At 55.7% G+C, this 15,580-nt stretch carries 14 protein-coding genes; 4 read left to right on the forward strand and 10 right to left on the reverse strand.

What is annotated here, in order from left to right; all coding sequences use genetic code 11:
- Positions 1–102 precede the first annotated feature (102 nt).
- From zwf to RAC97_RS02050, 3 genes are read left to right on the forward strand one after another with little or no spacing between them, the layout of a single operon-like run.
- Positions 103–1,572: a glucose-6-phosphate dehydrogenase gene (zwf, locus tag RAC97_RS02040; RefSeq protein WP_375100447.1), complete on the forward strand. Its 1,470-nt coding sequence runs from the start codon at positions 103–105 to the stop codon at positions 1,570–1,572.
- Positions 1,559–2,272, forward strand: a complete 714-nt coding sequence (gene pgl, locus RAC97_RS02045; RefSeq protein ID WP_375100446.1) for a 6-phosphogluconolactonase — start codon at positions 1,559–1,561, stop codon at positions 2,270–2,272. The genes zwf and pgl overlap by 14 nt, the downstream gene beginning before the upstream one ends.
- 17 nt (positions 2,273–2,289) lie before the next feature.
- A complete protein-coding gene (locus tag RAC97_RS02050; RefSeq protein ID WP_375100445.1) occupies positions 2,290–2,964 on the forward strand; it encodes a bifunctional 4-hydroxy-2-oxoglutarate aldolase/2-dehydro-3-deoxy-phosphogluconate aldolase in 675 nt (224 codons plus the stop codon).
- Positions 2,965–3,249: 285 nt separating this feature from the next.
- Here the strand turns inward: RAC97_RS02050 and RAC97_RS02055 are convergent, their stop codons facing one another.
- From RAC97_RS02055 to aepX, 7 genes are all read right to left on the reverse strand, one after another.
- Positions 3,250–3,810, reverse strand: a complete 561-nt coding sequence (locus tag RAC97_RS02055) for a cupin domain-containing protein (RefSeq protein WP_375100444.1) — start codon at positions 3,808–3,810, stop codon at positions 3,250–3,252.
- A complete protein-coding gene (locus RAC97_RS02060) occupies positions 3,800–4,951 on the reverse strand; it encodes a hypothetical protein (protein WP_375100443.1) in 1,152 nt (383 codons plus the stop codon). Before RAC97_RS02060 ends, RAC97_RS02055 begins: the two co-directional genes overlap by 11 nt.
- Positions 4,938–5,831, reverse strand: a complete 894-nt coding sequence (locus RAC97_RS02065; RefSeq protein ID WP_375100442.1) for an NAD(P)-dependent oxidoreductase — start codon at positions 5,829–5,831, stop codon at positions 4,938–4,940. The genes RAC97_RS02060 and RAC97_RS02065 overlap by 14 nt, the downstream gene beginning before the upstream one ends.
- Before the next feature lie 174 nt (positions 5,832–6,005).
- Positions 6,006–6,575 (reverse strand): cupin domain-containing protein, encoded by a 570-nt coding sequence (locus RAC97_RS02070; RefSeq protein WP_375100441.1) that lies wholly within the window; start codon positions 6,573–6,575, stop codon positions 6,006–6,008.
- Positions 6,572–7,321, reverse strand: coding sequence for a PHP-associated domain-containing protein (locus RAC97_RS02075; RefSeq protein WP_375100440.1), 750 nt, complete (start codon positions 7,319–7,321; stop codon positions 6,572–6,574). The genes RAC97_RS02070 and RAC97_RS02075 overlap by 4 nt, the downstream gene beginning before the upstream one ends.
- 3 nt (positions 7,322–7,324) lie before the next feature.
- Positions 7,325–7,885 (reverse strand): HD domain-containing protein, encoded by a 561-nt coding sequence (locus RAC97_RS02080; protein WP_375100439.1) that lies wholly within the window; start codon positions 7,883–7,885, stop codon positions 7,325–7,327.
- Positions 7,866–8,750: a phosphoenolpyruvate mutase gene (gene aepX / locus RAC97_RS02085; RefSeq protein ID WP_375100438.1), complete on the reverse strand. Its 885-nt coding sequence runs from the start codon at positions 8,748–8,750 to the stop codon at positions 7,866–7,868. Before aepX ends, RAC97_RS02080 begins: the two co-directional genes overlap by 20 nt.
- A 211-nt stretch (positions 8,751–8,961) precedes the next feature.
- On the opposite strand from aepX, the gene RAC97_RS02090 reads away from it, so the two are divergent.
- Entirely contained in the window at positions 8,962–10,146 is a 1,185-nt protein-coding gene (locus RAC97_RS02090) for an MFS transporter (RefSeq protein WP_375100437.1), read from the forward strand.
- A gap of 291 nt (positions 10,147–10,437) precedes the next feature.
- Here the strand turns inward: RAC97_RS02090 and RAC97_RS02095 are convergent, their stop codons facing one another.
- The 3 genes from RAC97_RS02095 to RAC97_RS02105 all read right to left on the reverse strand — a co-directional run bounded on the left by RAC97_RS02095 (position 10,438) and on the right by RAC97_RS02105 (position 15,580).
- Positions 10,438–12,399, reverse strand: a complete 1,962-nt coding sequence (locus tag RAC97_RS02095) for a methyl-accepting chemotaxis protein (RefSeq protein ID WP_375100436.1) — start codon at positions 12,397–12,399, stop codon at positions 10,438–10,440.
- 279 nt (positions 12,400–12,678) lie between these two features.
- On the reverse strand, positions 12,679–14,352 hold the full coding sequence (gene leuA / locus RAC97_RS02100) for a 2-isopropylmalate synthase (RefSeq protein ID WP_375100435.1): 1,674 nt from the start codon (positions 14,350–14,352) through the stop codon (positions 12,679–12,681).
- Positions 14,353–14,752: 400 nt separating this feature from the next.
- Positions 14,753–15,580 carry a peptidoglycan DD-metalloendopeptidase family protein gene (locus RAC97_RS02105; protein ID WP_375100434.1) on the reverse strand — a complete coding sequence of 276 codons (828 nt, stop codon included), beginning with the start codon at positions 15,578–15,580 and terminating at the stop codon, positions 14,753–14,755.

Here is a 15,580-nt window from a genome sequence, read left to right on the forward strand (position 1 = left end):
TGTGAAAGCTCTGTGTAATGTTGTGATTTTTACTACATTTGTCTTGAAATGTGTGGTCGGAAACGGTATTTCTAGCGCAACTTTAATAAAAGAACCAACATCATGGCCGCGATCAGTGTAGAACCTTGCACATTTGCCTTGTTTGGTGCCCTTGGCGACCTGGCGTTGCGCAAGTTGTTTCCTGCCCTTTACCAGCTCGACCGCGCCGGCCTGCTGCACGCTCACACCCGCTTGCTGGCCCTGGCCCGCGAGCCTGGCAGCGCCGAGCAGCACCTGGCCCACATCGAAACGCAACTGCGCCGCTTCGTCCCGGATGCGGACATCGACGCCGAAGTGGTGCAGCGCTTCCTCGCACGCCTGAGCTACCAACACCTGGATTTCCTCGAGCCCGAGGGCTACCTGGCCTTGGCCGATCAGGCCGCTGACGGCCTGCCGCTGATCGCCTACTTCGCCACGGCTGCGGTGGTGTATGGCGCTATCTGCGAGAATCTCGACAAGGCTGGCCTTGCCGAGCGCACCAGGGTGGTGCTTGAGAAGCCCATCGGGCACGACCTTGAGTCGTCACGCCGGGTCAACGACGCCGTGGCACGGTTCTTCCCCGAAAGCCGGGTCTATCGAATCGACCACTACCTGGGCAAGGAGACGGTGCAGAACCTGATCGCCCTGCGTTTTGCCAACAGCCTGTTCGAAACCCAGTGGAACCAGAACTCCATCTCCCATGTGGAGATCACCGTCGCCGAGAAGGTCGGCATCGAAGGCCGCTGGGGCTATTTCGACAAGGCCGGGCAGCTGCGCGACATGATCCAGAACCACCTGTTGCAGCTGCTGTGCCTGATCGCCATGGACCCGCCCAGCGACCTCTCCGCCGACAGCATCCGCGACGAGAAGGTCAAAGTGCTCAAGGCGCTGGCGCCGATCACCGGTGAGGGCCTGAGTACCCGCGTGGTACGTGGCCAGTACATCGCGGGCTACAGCGACGGCAAGCCGGTGCCGGGTTACCTGGAAGAAGAAAACTCCAATGCCCAGAGCAATACCGAGACCTTTGTCGCCCTGCGCGCCGACATCCGCAACTGGCGCTGGTCGGGTGTGCCGTTCTACCTGCGTACCGGCAAGCGCATGCCGCAAAAACTGTCGCAGATCGTCATTCACTTCAAGGAAACACCGCACTATATCTTCGCCCCGGAGCAGCGCCTGCAGATCGGCAACAAGCTGATCATCCGCTTGCAACCGGACGAGGGCATTTCCTTGCGGGTGATGACCAAGGAGCAGGGCTTGGACAAAGGTATGCAGTTGCGCAGCGGCCCGCTGCAACTGAATTTTTCCGACACCTGGCGCAGCGCGCGGATTCCGGATGCCTACGAGCGCTTGCTGCTTGAAGTGATGCGCGGCAACCAGAACCTGTTCGTGCGCAAGGACGAGATCGAGTACGCCTGGACCTGGTGCGACCAACTGATCGCTGGCTGGAAGAACGCAGGCGATGCGCCCAAGCCCTACGCGGCAGGGTCGTGGGGGCCGATGAGCTCGATTGCACTGATTACCCGTGATGGGAGGGCGTGGTATGGCGATATCTGAATTGCAACTGCCGGCGGTGGTCAAGACGCATCAGCTGGCGGATGGCAAGGCCTTGGCAGCGAGCCTGGCCCTCGAAGTGGCCGAACGGCTGCGCCTGGCCATTGCTGCCAAGGGCCAGGCCTGCCTGGTGCTGTCGGGTGGGCGCAGCCCGGTGCCGTTCCTCGAGCAGCTTTCGGCGCAGATGCTGGAATGGTCGAAGGTCATTGTCAGCCTGGCCGACGAGCGCTGGGTGCCGGTGGAGCACGCCGACAGCAACGCCGGGCTGCTGGCCCGTCACCTGTTCAAGGGCGAGGCCGCCAAGGCGCGTTTCCTCGGTCTGTACCACAACGCTGCCAGCCTTGAGCAGGCTGCCAGTCTTGCCGAACTGGCCCTTGCCGAACTGCCGCCAATCGACGTGCTGGTGCTGGGCATGGGCGATGACGGGCATACCGCGTCGCTGTTCCCGGCCAGCCCCAACCTGGCCGAGGGCCTGGACTTGAACGGCACGCGCCGCTGCCTGCCGATGCTGGCGCCGAGCGTGCCTCACCAGCGCCTGTCGATGACCCGTTCGCTGCTGGCCAGCGCCGGCTTCATCGCCCTGGCGGTGCAAGGCTCGGGCAAACTCGCTACCCTGCGCGCCGCGCTGGCCGGTCACGACCTGGCCGAAATGCCGATTCGCGCCTTTCTTCACGACCCCCTGGACATCTACTGGTGCCCATGAGCCAAGGATCCACAGTCATGACCACCCTTGAACGCCCACAACCTTTGCTCTCGATGGCCGAGAAAGTTGCCCGCATCGACGCGATCTGCGACAAGGCGCGCATCCTGCCGGTGATCACCATCGCCCGTGAGGAAGACATCCTGCCCCTGGCCGATGCGCTGGCCGCTGGCGGCATCCGCACCCTTGAGGTGACCCTGCGTTCGGCGCACGGCCTGAAGGCCATCCAGGTGCTGCGCGCGCAGCGCCCGGAGCTGTGCGTCGGCGCCGGCACCGTGCTGGACCCTGCGATGTTCGCAGCGGTCGAGGCGGCCGGCGCGCAGTTCGTGGTGACCCCGGGCATCACCCGGGAAATCCTCGAAGCGGGCGTGCAGAGCGATATCCCACTGCTGCCGGGTATCAGCACCCCGTCGGAAATCATGATGGGCTATGCCCTGGGCTACCGCCGCTTCAAGTTGTTCCCTGCCGAGATCAGCGGCGGCGTGGCGGCGATCAAGGCCTTTGCCGGCCCGTTCGGCGATCTGCGCTTCTGCCCAACCGGCGGGGTCAACCCGGCCAACGTGCGCAACTACATGGCCTTGCCCAATGTGATGTGCGTGGGGGGCACCTGGATGCTGGACAGCGGCTGGATCAAGAACGGCGACTGGGGCCGGATCGAGGCCTGCAGCGCGGAGGCCATGGCGCTGCTGGAGTGATGTGAATTCGTTGTGTGCTGCACGGCTTGTGGGGCGCTTGGTCGGCGCCCCTTTTTTTCGTCTGGAGTTGTTGTATCACCTGTGCTGGCCTCTTCGCGGGTACAGGTCAACAAGAAAGCCCGCATGAAACGATGCGGGCTTTCGTCTATTGCCGTTTTGCTCAGGCGGCCTTGGTTTCCTGCTGGCTCAACGAGGGGGTCAGCGCACTGAACAGTGCCTTGAAGCTGGCGAGTACTTGCCCCTTGTATCGTATGGCCACTGGCCGCGTGCAGGTGACCTCAGTACTTACAAGTAGTCGACCGCGAGAATCTGTGAAGCTGGTTCAAGTTTATAGAAACAATGTGGAGTCCATTCTTCAATAAAAACGGAGTCTCCTTCTGTTAGTACCTCGTTCTGGAGATGTGGGTGAGTTCCCCATTTTACGCCGACGGTCCCTGAGAGAACGTACACAAATTCCCTGGCCTTGTGGCCAGTGTTGAGTACCGCTTTCTCGGCGGAGGGGAATAGGGGAGTAGTTCTTAATACCAGCAGATTGTTATCCGCAGGCGTCTTGAGCACGTGACGATAAAAATAAGCAGGCTCACCCTGCACGTGCTTTAGTCGATCGAATTGAATGAGGCAACTGAGAGCGCAGTTTGGCACCTTCACATGTTTGTCAGCCAACTCGCCAACTACATACGCTGCGGTGAAGTTGAGGCGCTTGGCAATGCGCTCAAGCTGTATTTGGTTAATCGTAATGCCGTCGGCGGTGTCGTCATAGAGACCTCGAACACTGTCAAGTGTCATTTTCCGCTTTTGAATTAGCTGCTTAAAGTCATCGATGTTCACGGCGATGTTACTGTTCATGCTGCCTTTCTCTCCTTAAGGTAGAACAAAGCATGGCCACATCGGTCAAGGTCAAGGCACGTGATTTGATCGTGGATACCTCTCTCACTAATCGCAGCAGATGATGGACTTCATCATCTGAAAGTATAATGTGCAATTGATCTAATGCGTATCGTATTGAGGCGCGTCCAGAATGTTTACCTACTACAATGTGACGCTCGCGTCCAACCAGGCTTGGAGCATAGGGCTCAAATGACTTGCCGTTATTAAGGGTGCCCTTTGCATGAATGCCAGACTCGTGGGCAAAAATATTGCTCCCCACGACAGGCTGCCAAGGATTGATTCGAGAAGCTGTCGCATGGGCCACAATTTCACAAAGTGTTTGAAGCTTTTCCAGCTTAACGCCCAGGTCGATTCCGTACTGAATTTTCAGAGACATTACCATCTGCGCGAGATCGGGCATTCCCGCTCGCTCACCAATACCGTTTACAGTGGCATGAAAATATTTAGCTCCAGCGAGCAAGCCAGATATCGTATTGCTGACACCAAGGCCAAAGTCGTTATGAGCATGGCACTGGGTATCAATGTCTACAGTAGACGTGACAGTGTGGATGATGGCGTGGTATTGCTCAGGTGTAAGTACTCCAATCGTGTCCGAGAGGCGTAATCTATCGGCTCCCGCTTCGCAGATATGGCCAGCATAATCAACGAGAAATGACAAATCTGATCGAGCAACATCTTCGGCGCTGATTGAGACAAAAGCGTTGCGTTGTTTTGCCACGTCTATTAATTCGCATGCTTGTCTGACAAGCCAATCCTTTGATTTATTTATGCTGTTCTTCAGGTGTATCTCTGAAGTGGGTAAGCCGATATGTATGTATCGGTAGCCTGCGTCAAGGGATGCCTCTACGTCTGCACGTATGCCCCTGTTCCAACCTACCAGTCGAATGTCGGTTCCTTGTGTGCGCTCTAGCATCTCCTTTAATGTTCGGCTCTCAGTGCCGCCCATTGCGTATATACCACCCTCAATCCAGCGTATACCCGCATCAATCAGGGCATCGAAGATTTTCAGTTTGGTTATTCTTCCAAACGAAATACCGGGCGCTTGCTCGCCATCCCGTAGGGTCGTGTCTTCGATTACAATATCTTCACGTAGGCTCATGATTTAACATTCCGTCGGTGGCGAGTAATGAAAAATATTGGCACTGATCACCGTTGTCGCCGAAGGCGCGCTTCGCGTCAGTGAAGCACTGAATTGCCATTGCAGTAGCGGGATAAGCCTTGAAATCTGGTAATTGAGATTTTGCCAAGTTCAGGTCTTTACAACGGACGGCCAACGTCACGTGACTAGTGGTCAACCCTGAGAGAATATAGTCAAGCGAAACTTGCATGTAGGCTGAACGTCCTCGGCAAGAAGTGAATACATCCGCCATCGAATCAAGGTCTAGGCCCAATGCCTGGCCTTGATGAATAACTTCTAGTGCCCCGGCTAGATTTATTGATTCTGCCAAATTGTTGAGGATTTTAAGGCGCTGTGCTTTCCCAGGTTGTTTGACGTAGCTGATGGATTTACAGATTTTGGTGAGTGTGGGATGTGCAATTGAGTAAGCCTCTTGACTGCCTGAAACTATAGCGCTCAATTGTCCCTTGATAGCACCCTCTACGCCCCCGGAGATCGGGCACTCGAGATAATGCGTACCGATATTTCCGAACGCTTGATGAAGTTCAATCGCGGATTCGGCTGATAGGGTGCTGAAATCAACTACCGTTTGGTTTTCTTCGAGCGAAGAAAGTAGTCCCTCAAGATCAGAGTAATAAATCGCTCGTAGCGCATCATCGCCGCTAACACATACAAGGATGATGTTCGCGCTAGCTGCAAGCGCTTTTAAGTTTATTTTCCAAGTGGCGCCCCGGCGTATTAGGGGTTCAGCTTTTTCGTAAGTTCGGTTGTGGATGTGCACGTCGACGCCAGTGTCCAGAAGTCGATTGCATATAGCGTGACCCATTTTGCCTAGGCCAATTAATCCGACTGATATACTCACGGTTTGAATCTCTGAAAGTCACAAAGCATGAATGTTTTTAATTTGCAGGTGAATAAAAGAGTGCGTCACGGATGCTTGGTGCGTGCCTGTAGAATTTGTGATGGCTATTGGTTGCCTGCAGGAAGGTGGCTAGAGTGAATCTTGTTCTATGCCACCTGGGGGACTTTTCAGCGATTAGCCATAGTTGATAGCAATGATCTCTGACTTCTCTCCTGGTACATTACTAATAAAGCCGTGAGGGACATTGGGAAGAATGAAAATTGAATCCCCTTGGTGCAGAACTCCTTCTTTGATCTCCTGATCAGAATCAAGCCATCGAACCCTTACGCTACCTTTTGTAACGTATACAATCTCTTTCGAGGCGTGCCCGTCATTCAAAGGCATGCACTTAAAGTCGTCAGCACGGACATCCAATCGTAACGCCATCAATCGCGGGTCTTGGTTGGTTGTCACTAAATGTTCATAAGTATAACAATGGACGCCATTCCTTATCTCTTCACGCTTGAAGCCGGTTCCTCGCCTAGCTATTTTCACGCCATTCGTCAGGTCGGTAGAGGTGCTACCCAAAAAAAGATCGCTTAGCGGCAACGCTAAATAGTTGGAAAGTTTCCTCAGATGTTCAATGCTCTCGAAGTAAGCGAAATGCTGATCGAATGCCACATCGCTTATGTGCTCCATGGTCATCTTTCTGGAGCCCAGGAGACGCTCAAGATTATTTTTGCAAATGGTTATCTTATTGTTCATGGTTTCCTTCTCGCTCTGTCCATTCGACGATGCATTTGAGCCAGCGAAGTTAAACGCAATGAATCGCGGTCCGGTTCGTGCGTTGTATTACGGCTGTGTAACCATTTTTCCAGGGTGAACTGAGGGTGGGGACTATTTTCTTCAAGGACTGTTTTGCAGGTGCCTACGGATATGAATGAATGAGCGTCAGACCCTCCTGTGGTGTCGAGTTGTAATTGTGAAGCTAATTTCAAGTATCTATGGGCGTTGGTAAGGTCTTTGGCCGGAACTTCTATCGCGTTTACGTAGCGCTTTAAAGTGTCAAGATTTGAGCATGTCTTGCCTGGCCAGAATATATGGTGCGCTACTAGTTTAAAGGCACGGCCTTGCTTTTCTAGATGTTCATAAAGCGTCTCCAGCGTGTATTTCCCCACTCGTCGGTCAAGGCTTAATAATATTTCCAGCTCAGAATGTACGCCGATGTTCATGTTGTTGGTGAGTTGTAGCTCTGCACCTGGCAGTACGGTGACGCCGTCAATTACAATTGAGCCATCTCTTTGTGGGTTGCCGTCGAGGCGGTTGGTTGAGAATAGGCCTAGCATTAGTTTTTCATAGGCATCAGCTTCGATGTGTTCGGTGATGCAGATTGCATCGAGTTCATTAAGGCGCGCTACATTCAAGGCCTGACTTACTGCGTGCCAATCCGGCGCCGCTTGCTGTTTCCACATGAGGAGATGCACGTGAGCATCTAATGTTGTCCTATTCATGCATTACCTCATTATGGTCATGATGATTTTTTCATATCTTGAGTACGCATTTACGGGTTCGCCGTTATACGGCGTATCATCGAACCTTCTGATGGACAGTGCGTCATTGTGGTATGGCTTATTTTGAAACTCCAAAATTTCTTCACTTGTCATGCCTCCCCCTTGGCTGTCTAAACTTGACAGTGATCCCGGATTTAGCTTTTCTATGTAGTTTTCATCAGTGGCGATTAAATATCGCTTTGCATCAACATGGAGTTGTATGGGGGAGCAGACCGACAAGGGAAACCATCGGGATAGCCACTGGGCTCCCATGTCTGCATGGTGACAATCCTTTTCATATGACGTCATTTCAGGGTCGCCGGTGCATAGATAATGGCCAATGTCGTGAAACAACGCTGCCACAATTAATTCTCCCGCGCACCCCTCAGTTAAAGCCTGGTGGGCACTCCAAAGCGAATGTTCAAGGAGCGTTTCACCATTGCTCAGCTTTACGTTCTTGCTCGCAAGCATGATTCTTTTTAACGTGTGGCTGGCAGCCTGTATACTAGCTTCCTTGTTGTGCATAAATCCGCTCCGCGACCTTTAGTTCATCGTAGTTCAAGAGTTGGAAAACTTCAGCGAGCGAGCAGATGTTTTTATCTACATTGCGAATGCTATGTTCTGCACGTATTTGTGCTGCGGCCTTTTGCATGGCCAGTAAGGAGGCTCGCATCATTTGGTTTGCACATATATATATCGAAATTCCAACTTCTTGTAGTGATTCAGGCGATACATCCTTGTAGGTCGTTGGGGCAACTATCAAAGGGCACCGCCCCTCCCAGCATCTACTAAACTCCAGGACATCGGACCCGTCGCCGTTTTTGGAGTGAATGAAAATTCCATCGGCACCTGCTTCGTAATAGTGTTCCGCTCGCTTCAACGCTGCCTGCACGCTCATCCCGGCTACCAACGCTTCTGTGCGAGCAATAACCGTGAAGTCGTCATCCTCTTTCGTGTCTTGCGCAGCTTTAATTTTTCCGCAAAATTCATCTACAGTAGCCAAGGTGTGCTCATGTTTGGCGAATGAGTTCATTTTTGGAAATTGTTTGTCTTCTAGAGAAACTCCGGAAATTCCGTAGTGCGACAGGCGTTTGACAACGTGTCTTACATTATTGAAATTTCCGAAACCCGAGTCTCCGTCGAAAAGAACGGGAATATTTACTGAGTCAGTTATGCATTGAGCCACTTCCATGACCTGACTCCACGATGCTTCATTGCAATCGCGAAGCCCCATCGCTGAGGAGATAGCAAGTCCCGAGGCCCATATCGCTGGAAACCCCGTCTCTTCGACTACTTTAGCCGAGAGTCCGCTGTGTGCCTCAAGGATCATGTCGAGCTTGCCGTTGAACAGCAGTTTTCTGAAACTTCCTACAGTTTTTTTTCTTGACATCACGCACTCCGTTTTTGTTGTTGTGGGTGAGTTGCTGATTCAGTGTTAATCACTGCTGGTGAATAACTCAACGCTTTGCATTGATTTTTTACAATTGCGTCTCGGCATGCGGGAATGTCACTATTAAGTGACGATTGATACTGATTTGCTGGTTGACGAGTTGAGTGATCGAGACCTAGGATTGTTCGATTAGATCTGAATTCGTTTGATTATGGATAAGCAATCAAAGGCAAAAATAGCATGTCTGCTTGCTGCTTTTTTTGTAGAGGCATGTGCGGCGCAAATGCTTTTCATCTACGTTCCCTTAAGCATGTTGAGTGTGTCAGGAGATGAATTTATGTCCTCGCTGCTGAGGGCGACCGTCTATGTGGGGCCAGTTGCTTTCGGCTATTTCGCTGGAAAGCTCGTAGATGACGTTAACCCGCGAGACCTCGGTTTCTTGATCGCGCTGGCGCTATGCTTAGGAGTGGCATTTTATGCGATTCAGCAAGAGGCGGCATTATTGGGAATGTTCGTTCTGCTAAGTGTGCTATCCATTGGCGTCTATACAATGAGCAATCTTCGCGCTTGCATACTACCCCGCATCGCGCATATAGATTTACTCCCGCGCATGAACGCAGGATTGCTTGTCGTCGAGCACTGCGCGCTTATCGTTTCACCCATCGCCGTCTCATGTATTCTAAAGCTGCAATTGTCGGGTCTTGTTTTTTTTTCTGCTTCTTTTTGTTTTTTACTCTCAAGTTTTTTGTGTCGTTATTCGTTTTCCAATCAGCCATTGCGCATTGCGCGCGGTGCGCCTGGTTCTTTTGTGTTTAGTTTTAGGGCGCTTGTGCAAATTAAGCCGCTGATGCAGGTTGTTTATGTGGTCATTGGCAACAATTCCTTCACGGCAATTTATCTTTTTTTCGTGCTCCTGAGTGCCTCGGAAAGTGGGCTATTCAATTTGAGTGAAACGCCTTATCTCCTCGTTTTATTCGCTTTGGGTTCTATTGTTTCCGGTGTGTTCACACCCAGCGTGATGCGTGTGGTAAATGTCCGTACTGCCGTTTGTATAAGCAGTACTGGAATGGCTGCGTCAGGGGTGTTGCCGCTCGGGCTGGGGACAGTTGAGTCTTACTATTTCTCGGCCTTTCTTGTGGGATTATTTGGGGCCTATGTGATCATTACCGCTTGGACATTAAGACAGGCGCTGGTACCTACGGATCTTCTTGGCAGAGTCACCGGGATTACCAGTGCGCTCTTCAAAATATCGATGCTTGTTTCTGTCCCATTGGCGGGACTCATCAGCAGTTTTTTCGGCAGTGCAGTAGCCATTCTTGTGAGTACCCTGCCCGTAGCGGTAGGGCTCGCACCTATGGCACTGGCTTCGTTGAAAGTGAAGATGAGTAATCGTTAAAGTAATAGGACTATTTTTTCTTAGGCTGTTCTCTAAAGTTGTTTGACGGTCCAACGGATGAGTTTTGCTGAAAAAAGGTTCGTCTGTAGAAAAGTGCAGGTACAGACCGCTCTCAAGCGCAGTGGAGAGCTTGTAGGAACGGTCTTCTCGGTGTGCTGAACCGCCGCGAACACCGTCGAAGCCGGTGCCCTGCACCGCGGTGTCGCCTTCGCGGGCAAGCCCGCTCCTACACGAGTTGTGCAGTTTTGAGCAACGCAGTTGCTCTCGTCGCGCTGCTCAAACTCCCCCCAATCAGGCCACCTTGAACCGCGCGACCAGATGCTGCTGTTGCTCGGCCAGCCGCGCCAGTTCCTGGCTGGTAACGGCTGTCTGCTGGGCACCCGCACTCACCTGGATGACCAGGTCGTTGATCTCGGTGACGTTGCGGTTGATGTCGTCGGTGACTGCACTCTGCTCCTCGGCGGCCGAAGCAATCTGCAAATTGCGGTCGTTGATCTGGGCCACGCCCTCACTGATCTCGGCCAGTAGCTCGCCAGCGCGGCCAATGCGGCTTGCACCGCTGCGGGCCTTTTCCAGCGTCTGCACCATGGAGCGGGTGGCGCGCTCGGAGCCCGCCTGCAAGCGCGCGATCATCGCCTGGATGTTGCCGGTCGACTCCTGGGTCTTCTGCGCCAGGCTGCGCACCTCCGAGGCCACCACGGCAAAGCCGCGGCCATGGTCGCCAGCGCGTGCGGCCTCGATGGCGGCGTTCAGGGCCAGCAGGTTGGTCTGCTTGGCGATGTCGCCGATCACGTCGAGCACCGAGGTGATGGCATCGCTTTCGCGCTTGAGCTGCTCGATGACCTCGGCAGTTTGCTGGGCTTGGCCAGAAAGCTCGTGGATCAGCTCGATGGTGCCGTCGATCTCCTGGCGGCCCTGGGCGGTGCTGGTGTGCATCTGCTGCGACAGGCTGGCGGCGTCGGCGGTGCTCTGCGCCACTTCGCGCACGGTGGCGCTCATCTGGTTGATGGCGGTGGCCACCAGCTCCGTGCTTTGACGTTGCTGCTCGACGCTGCGGTTGGTCTGCAAGGTGACCGTCGAGGACTCCTCGGCGGCGGTGGCCACTTGCGCGGTGGCGTTGCCGATTTCCTGGATGATGCTGGTCAGCTCCTCGGCCGTGCGGTTGAGGTTGCTGGCGATCTGCCCGAACTCGTCGGCGCTGCGGTAATGGGTGCGTGCGCTGAGGTCACGGTTGGCCAGGTTGTCGAGCGCGGCGTTGATGTCCTGAACCGCTTTGCCGATGCCGCGAATGATGACCCACGACAGTAGGGTTACCAGTGCCAGGGCGAGCAGGGCGCCGCACAACGTCAGCCACAGGGTCTGGCTGGCTTCGCCACGGGCAGTGGTTGCCAGTACGCCTACTTGCTGAGCCAGGCGCTGTTCGATCTCGGTCATCTGGTCGATGCGCAGGGTCGAGGTGTCGAACCAGGCCTGTGGGTTGATGCCCAATGGCTGGCCCAGTGGGCGCTCGAGCACCAGGGCTTGCAGCCTGGCGACTTCGGCGGCGGCAGGCGACTGGGTCAGTGCGCTGTACTGGCTCAGCAGTTCGGCGGGGGCTTTGCGCCGGAAGCCGTTGGCGTAGGCGCTGAATTCACCCAGGTTGCGGTTGACCCGCGAGAGCAGCGCGGCGTCGGTGCGGTCCTGGGCGAAAATCACCCCCAGCAAGGCCCGTTCGCGCCCGGCACGCTCCTTCAATTCGACGAATTGGTTGAGTGCGTTGAGGGCATGGCCCACGCGGGTATCGCTGACGCGGTTTTCCAGTGAATGGGTATAACCGATCAGTTGCTGGATGATTTCGGTATAGCGTGCTCCGGAGGCACCGCTGTCGATCGACAGTTTGTCGACTTGTTCACGTAACGCTGGCAGTTGCTTGAGCGTGACCAACAGCGTTTGCATATCTTGCTGTTTGGCGGCAGGCAAGTTGTCGACTGTTTCTATGGCTGTGCTGGAGGCTTTGCGCAACTGCCCCAGGCGTTCACCCATCGAGGCGCCACGGGTGCCGATGAATACACCACTGGCGCCGCGTTCGCGTTGCAGGTGGGTAATGAGCGTGCTCAATGACTGGGCGGTATCGCTGGCGCTGGCGGCATCTTCCATTTCGTGCAGGGTGCGGTAGTTGTCCAGCAGGTACAGCGAGCACAGCAGCAGGAAGCCGAACAGTGGGAACAATACGATCAATAACAGCTTCAGGCGCAGGGGGGCGTTGGTCAGCATACGTAGAGCCTCGTCGTGAGCAGGGATGTTCGAGGAGTGCGTGCACTGCTGTTGTTATTAAATGGCCCGCGGCCATTATTCTACGATGGGGCTGGTAAGTTCCGGAAGATAATCGGGTTATTAATAATTGAAATAAAGTGCACCATAAATAAACATTGAAAATATTATTGATCTATATCGGTGCAATTTAATGTTCTTGTATTAATCGGGTTGAATCTATTGCGCATAAAAAAGCCCGTATCTTTCGATACGGGCTTTTTATATTGCCGGGTTTTGGCATCAGGCCGCTTTAGCTGCCTGCTGGCTCAGCGAGCGGTTCAGGGCGCTGAACAGCGCCTTGAAGCTGGCGGTGGTGATGTTCTCGTCGATGCCCACGCCGTGCACCGGGCGGCCACCGGCCACGCGCAGCTCGATGTAGGCAGCGGCCTTGGCGTTGGTGCCGGCGCCGATGGCGTGCTCGTTGTAGTCCATGATCTCCACGGCGACCGGCAGGCCGGCCACCAGGGCTTCCAGGGCGCCATTGCCCTTGCCCTGCCAGTGCAGCGTGGTCTCGCCTTCACCAGACACTTCCACCTGCACATGGCTGCTGCCGTTCTCTTCCTGCAGGCGGTGGCTGACCAGCGCGTACGGCGAGTTGGCCTGGAGGTATTCCTTCTGCAGCAGTTTGTAGATCTGCTGGGCGGTCATTTCCAGGCCCAGGCGGTCGGTTTCACCTTGTACGACCTGGCTGAACTCGATCTGCATGCGGCGTGGCAGGCTGATGCCATATTCCTGTTCGAGCAGGTAGGTGATACCGCCCTTGCCCGACTGGCTGTTGACGCGAATCACCGCCTCGTAGCTACGGCCGATATCGGCCGGGTCGATCGGCAGGTACGGCACTTCCCACAGGGTGTCGTCTTTCTGCTGGGTGAAGCCCTTGCGGATGGCGTCCTGGTGCGAGCCGGAGAATGCGGTATGGACCAGGTCGCCAACGTACGGGTGACGTGGGTGCACCGGCAGTTGGTTGCACTCTTCGACCACCTTGCGCACGCCGTCGATGTCGGAGAAGTCCAGTTGCGGATCGATGCCCTGGGTGTAGAGGTTCAGCGCCAGGGTCACCAGGTCGACGTTACCGGTGCGCTCGCCGTTGCCGAACAGGCAGCCTTCGGCGCGGTCGGCACCGGCCATCAGGCCCAGTTCGGTGGCGGCGATGCCAGTGCCACGGTCGTTGTGGGTGTGCAGGCTGATGATCACGCTGTCGCGGCGGTTGACGTTGCGGCAGAACCATTCGATCTGGTCGGCGTAGACGTTTGGCGTTGCTACTTCAACGGTGGCCGGCAGGTTGAGGATGATCTTGTGCTCGGGGGTAGGGTTCCATACCTCGATCACCGCATCGCAGACTTCCTTGGCGAACTCGAGCTCGGTGGCGCTGAAGGTTTCCGGCGAGTACTGGAAGGTCCACTGGGTTTCCGGCTGCTGGGCGGCGTATTTGACGAACAGCTTGGCAGCGTTCACCGCGATGTCCTTCACGCCTTGCTTGTCCTGGTTGAAGACGATGCGGCGGAACGACGGGCAGGTGGCGTTGTACAGGTGCACGATGGCCTTCTTGGCCCCGCGCAGCGACTCGAAGGTACGGGCGATCAGGTCTTCACGGGCCTGGGTGAGCACCTGGATGGTGGTGTCGTCCGGGATGTGGCCGTCTTCGATCAGGGTGCGCACGAAGTCGAAGTCGGTTTGCGAGGCCGAGGGGAACGAGGCTTCGATTTCCTTCACGCCTACTTGTACCAGGGTCTTCCAGAAGCGCAGCTTTTTCACCGCGTCCATCGGTTCGATCAGCGACTGGTTGCCATCGCGCAGGTCGGAGCTGCACCAGATCGGCGCCTGGGTGATGGTTTTCGATGGCCAGGTGCGGTCAGGGAGGTCGATGGTCGAGAACGCGCGGTACTTTTTCGACGGGTCTTTGAGCATGGTCATTGGAGCAATCCTTTAATGTGCGGCCTGATCGGGCCTGCCGGGCGATAACGAGATGAAGCGGCGAGGCGACGCGGTCTACCCGGGTAGTCGTGCACTGACCAGGCAAAGGCTGCGGTGTTGACGGAGCAAAATGAGGGTAGTGAAGGTTTTCATGCCCTCAACCCTAACCAGTGGGGTAGGGGATGGCAAGTACTCGGGAAAAATTGAGAGGAATGCTTAAAAAAGTGGGTTTGTCGAGATTTTATTGTTGCTTATTCATGTTCTGTAAGATGTGGTTGCGCAGGTTTTTTTGATGGCGCAAGGCAGCTCACCGGCTCGCGTCCTTCTCGGTCAGCCCGCTCCTTCGGGGTTCGCTGTACCGGCAGGAGCGGGCTTGATTGCGAAAAGGGCGCGGTAAAAGTCAGGGCTGGAACGCGCCGATGAAGATCGCCGGGTCCACCCGCGCATCGTTCAGGCTGACATTCCAGTGCATGTGCGGCCCGGTCGCCCGCCCGGTGGCGCCCACCCGGCCGACCACCTCGCCGCGGCGCAGCACCTGACCCTTTTTCACGTCGATCCTCGACATGTGGCAGAACATGCTGATGAAGCCCTGGCCATGGTCGACGAACACGGTCTGGCCATTGAAGAAGTAGTCGCCGACCAGAATCACCTTGCCGTTGGCCGGGGTCTTGATCGGCGTACCCGCCGGTACGGCGAAGTCCAAGCCCGAATGCGGGTTGCGCTCCTCGCCATTGAAGAAACGGCGCACGCCGAACTTGCTCGACAGCGGGCCATTGACCGGTTTGTCGAGGATCAGGTTGCTCGGCAGGCCTGCGCTGAACTGGCGGTAGGCGGCGACCTGCTCGGCCAGTTCGCGGTCGATGCGCTTGAGGTCGGCGGGGTTGGGGTTGACCTGGCGCTTGTTCTTCAGGGTGATGTGCTGCTCGGGGTACTTCTTGCTGCCCACCGTGAACGCCAGGTGGCGCCCATCCTGGCTGAGGCTGGCGGTGCCCGGCTTCTGGGTCAGCGGGATGCCGACGATGGCCAGCCAGGTATCCTGCTCCTTGACCACCAGCACCGGCTTGCCGTCGAAGCGCGCGCTCGGGGCACTGGCGGCGGGGCCGAGGTCGATCACCGCCACGCCGCCGGGCACTGGCTTGTTCAAGGTCCGGGTGATGTAGCTGGCCTGGGCGACGCTGGCCAGCAGCAGGCAGGAGAAGGCGAACAGTGGCGCGAGCAGGCGGGGCAT

The sequence above is a fragment of the Pseudomonas sp. LS_2 genome, from assembly GCF_042709235.1.
GTDB lineage: Bacteria > Pseudomonadota > Gammaproteobacteria > Pseudomonadales > Pseudomonadaceae > Aquipseudomonas.

Coding starts and splice junctions, on each gene's coding strand:
- RAC97_RS02070 (WP_375100441.1), bottom strand. CDS start 6,575: ATGAACAATAAGATAACCATTTGCAAAAATAATCTTGAGCGTCTCCTG.
- RAC97_RS02080 (WP_375100439.1), bottom strand. CDS start 7,885: ATGCACAACAAGGAAGCTAGTATACAGGCTGCCAGCCACACGTTAAAA.
- RAC97_RS02060 (WP_375100443.1), bottom strand. CDS start 4,951: ATGAGCCTACGTGAAGATATTGTAATCGAAGACACGACCCTACGGGAT.
- leuA (WP_375100435.1), bottom strand. CDS start 14,352: ATGACCATGCTCAAAGACCCGTCGAAAAAGTACCGCGCGTTCTCGACC.
- RAC97_RS02050 (WP_375100445.1), top strand. CDS start 2,290: ATGACCACCCTTGAACGCCCACAACCTTTGCTCTCGATGGCCGAGAAA.
- RAC97_RS02105 (WP_375100434.1), bottom strand. CDS start 15,580: ATGCCCCGCCTGCTCGCGCCACTGTTCGCCTTCTCCTGCCTGCTGCTG.
- RAC97_RS02090 (WP_375100437.1), top strand. CDS start 8,962: ATGGATAAGCAATCAAAGGCAAAAATAGCATGTCTGCTTGCTGCTTTT.
- RAC97_RS02095 (WP_375100436.1), bottom strand. CDS start 12,399: ATGCTGACCAACGCCCCCCTGCGCCTGAAGCTGTTATTGATCGTATTG.
- aepX (WP_375100438.1), bottom strand. CDS start 8,750: ATGTCAAGAAAAAAAACTGTAGGAAGTTTCAGAAAACTGCTGTTCAAC.
- pgl (WP_375100446.1), top strand. CDS start 1,559: ATGGCGATATCTGAATTGCAACTGCCGGCGGTGGTCAAGACGCATCAG.
- RAC97_RS02055 (WP_375100444.1), bottom strand. CDS start 3,810: ATGAACAGTAACATCGCCGTGAACATCGATGACTTTAAGCAGCTAATT.
- zwf (WP_375100447.1), top strand. CDS start 103: ATGGCCGCGATCAGTGTAGAACCTTGCACATTTGCCTTGTTTGGTGCC.
- RAC97_RS02075 (WP_375100440.1), bottom strand. CDS start 7,321: ATGAATAGGACAACATTAGATGCTCACGTGCATCTCCTCATGTGGAAA.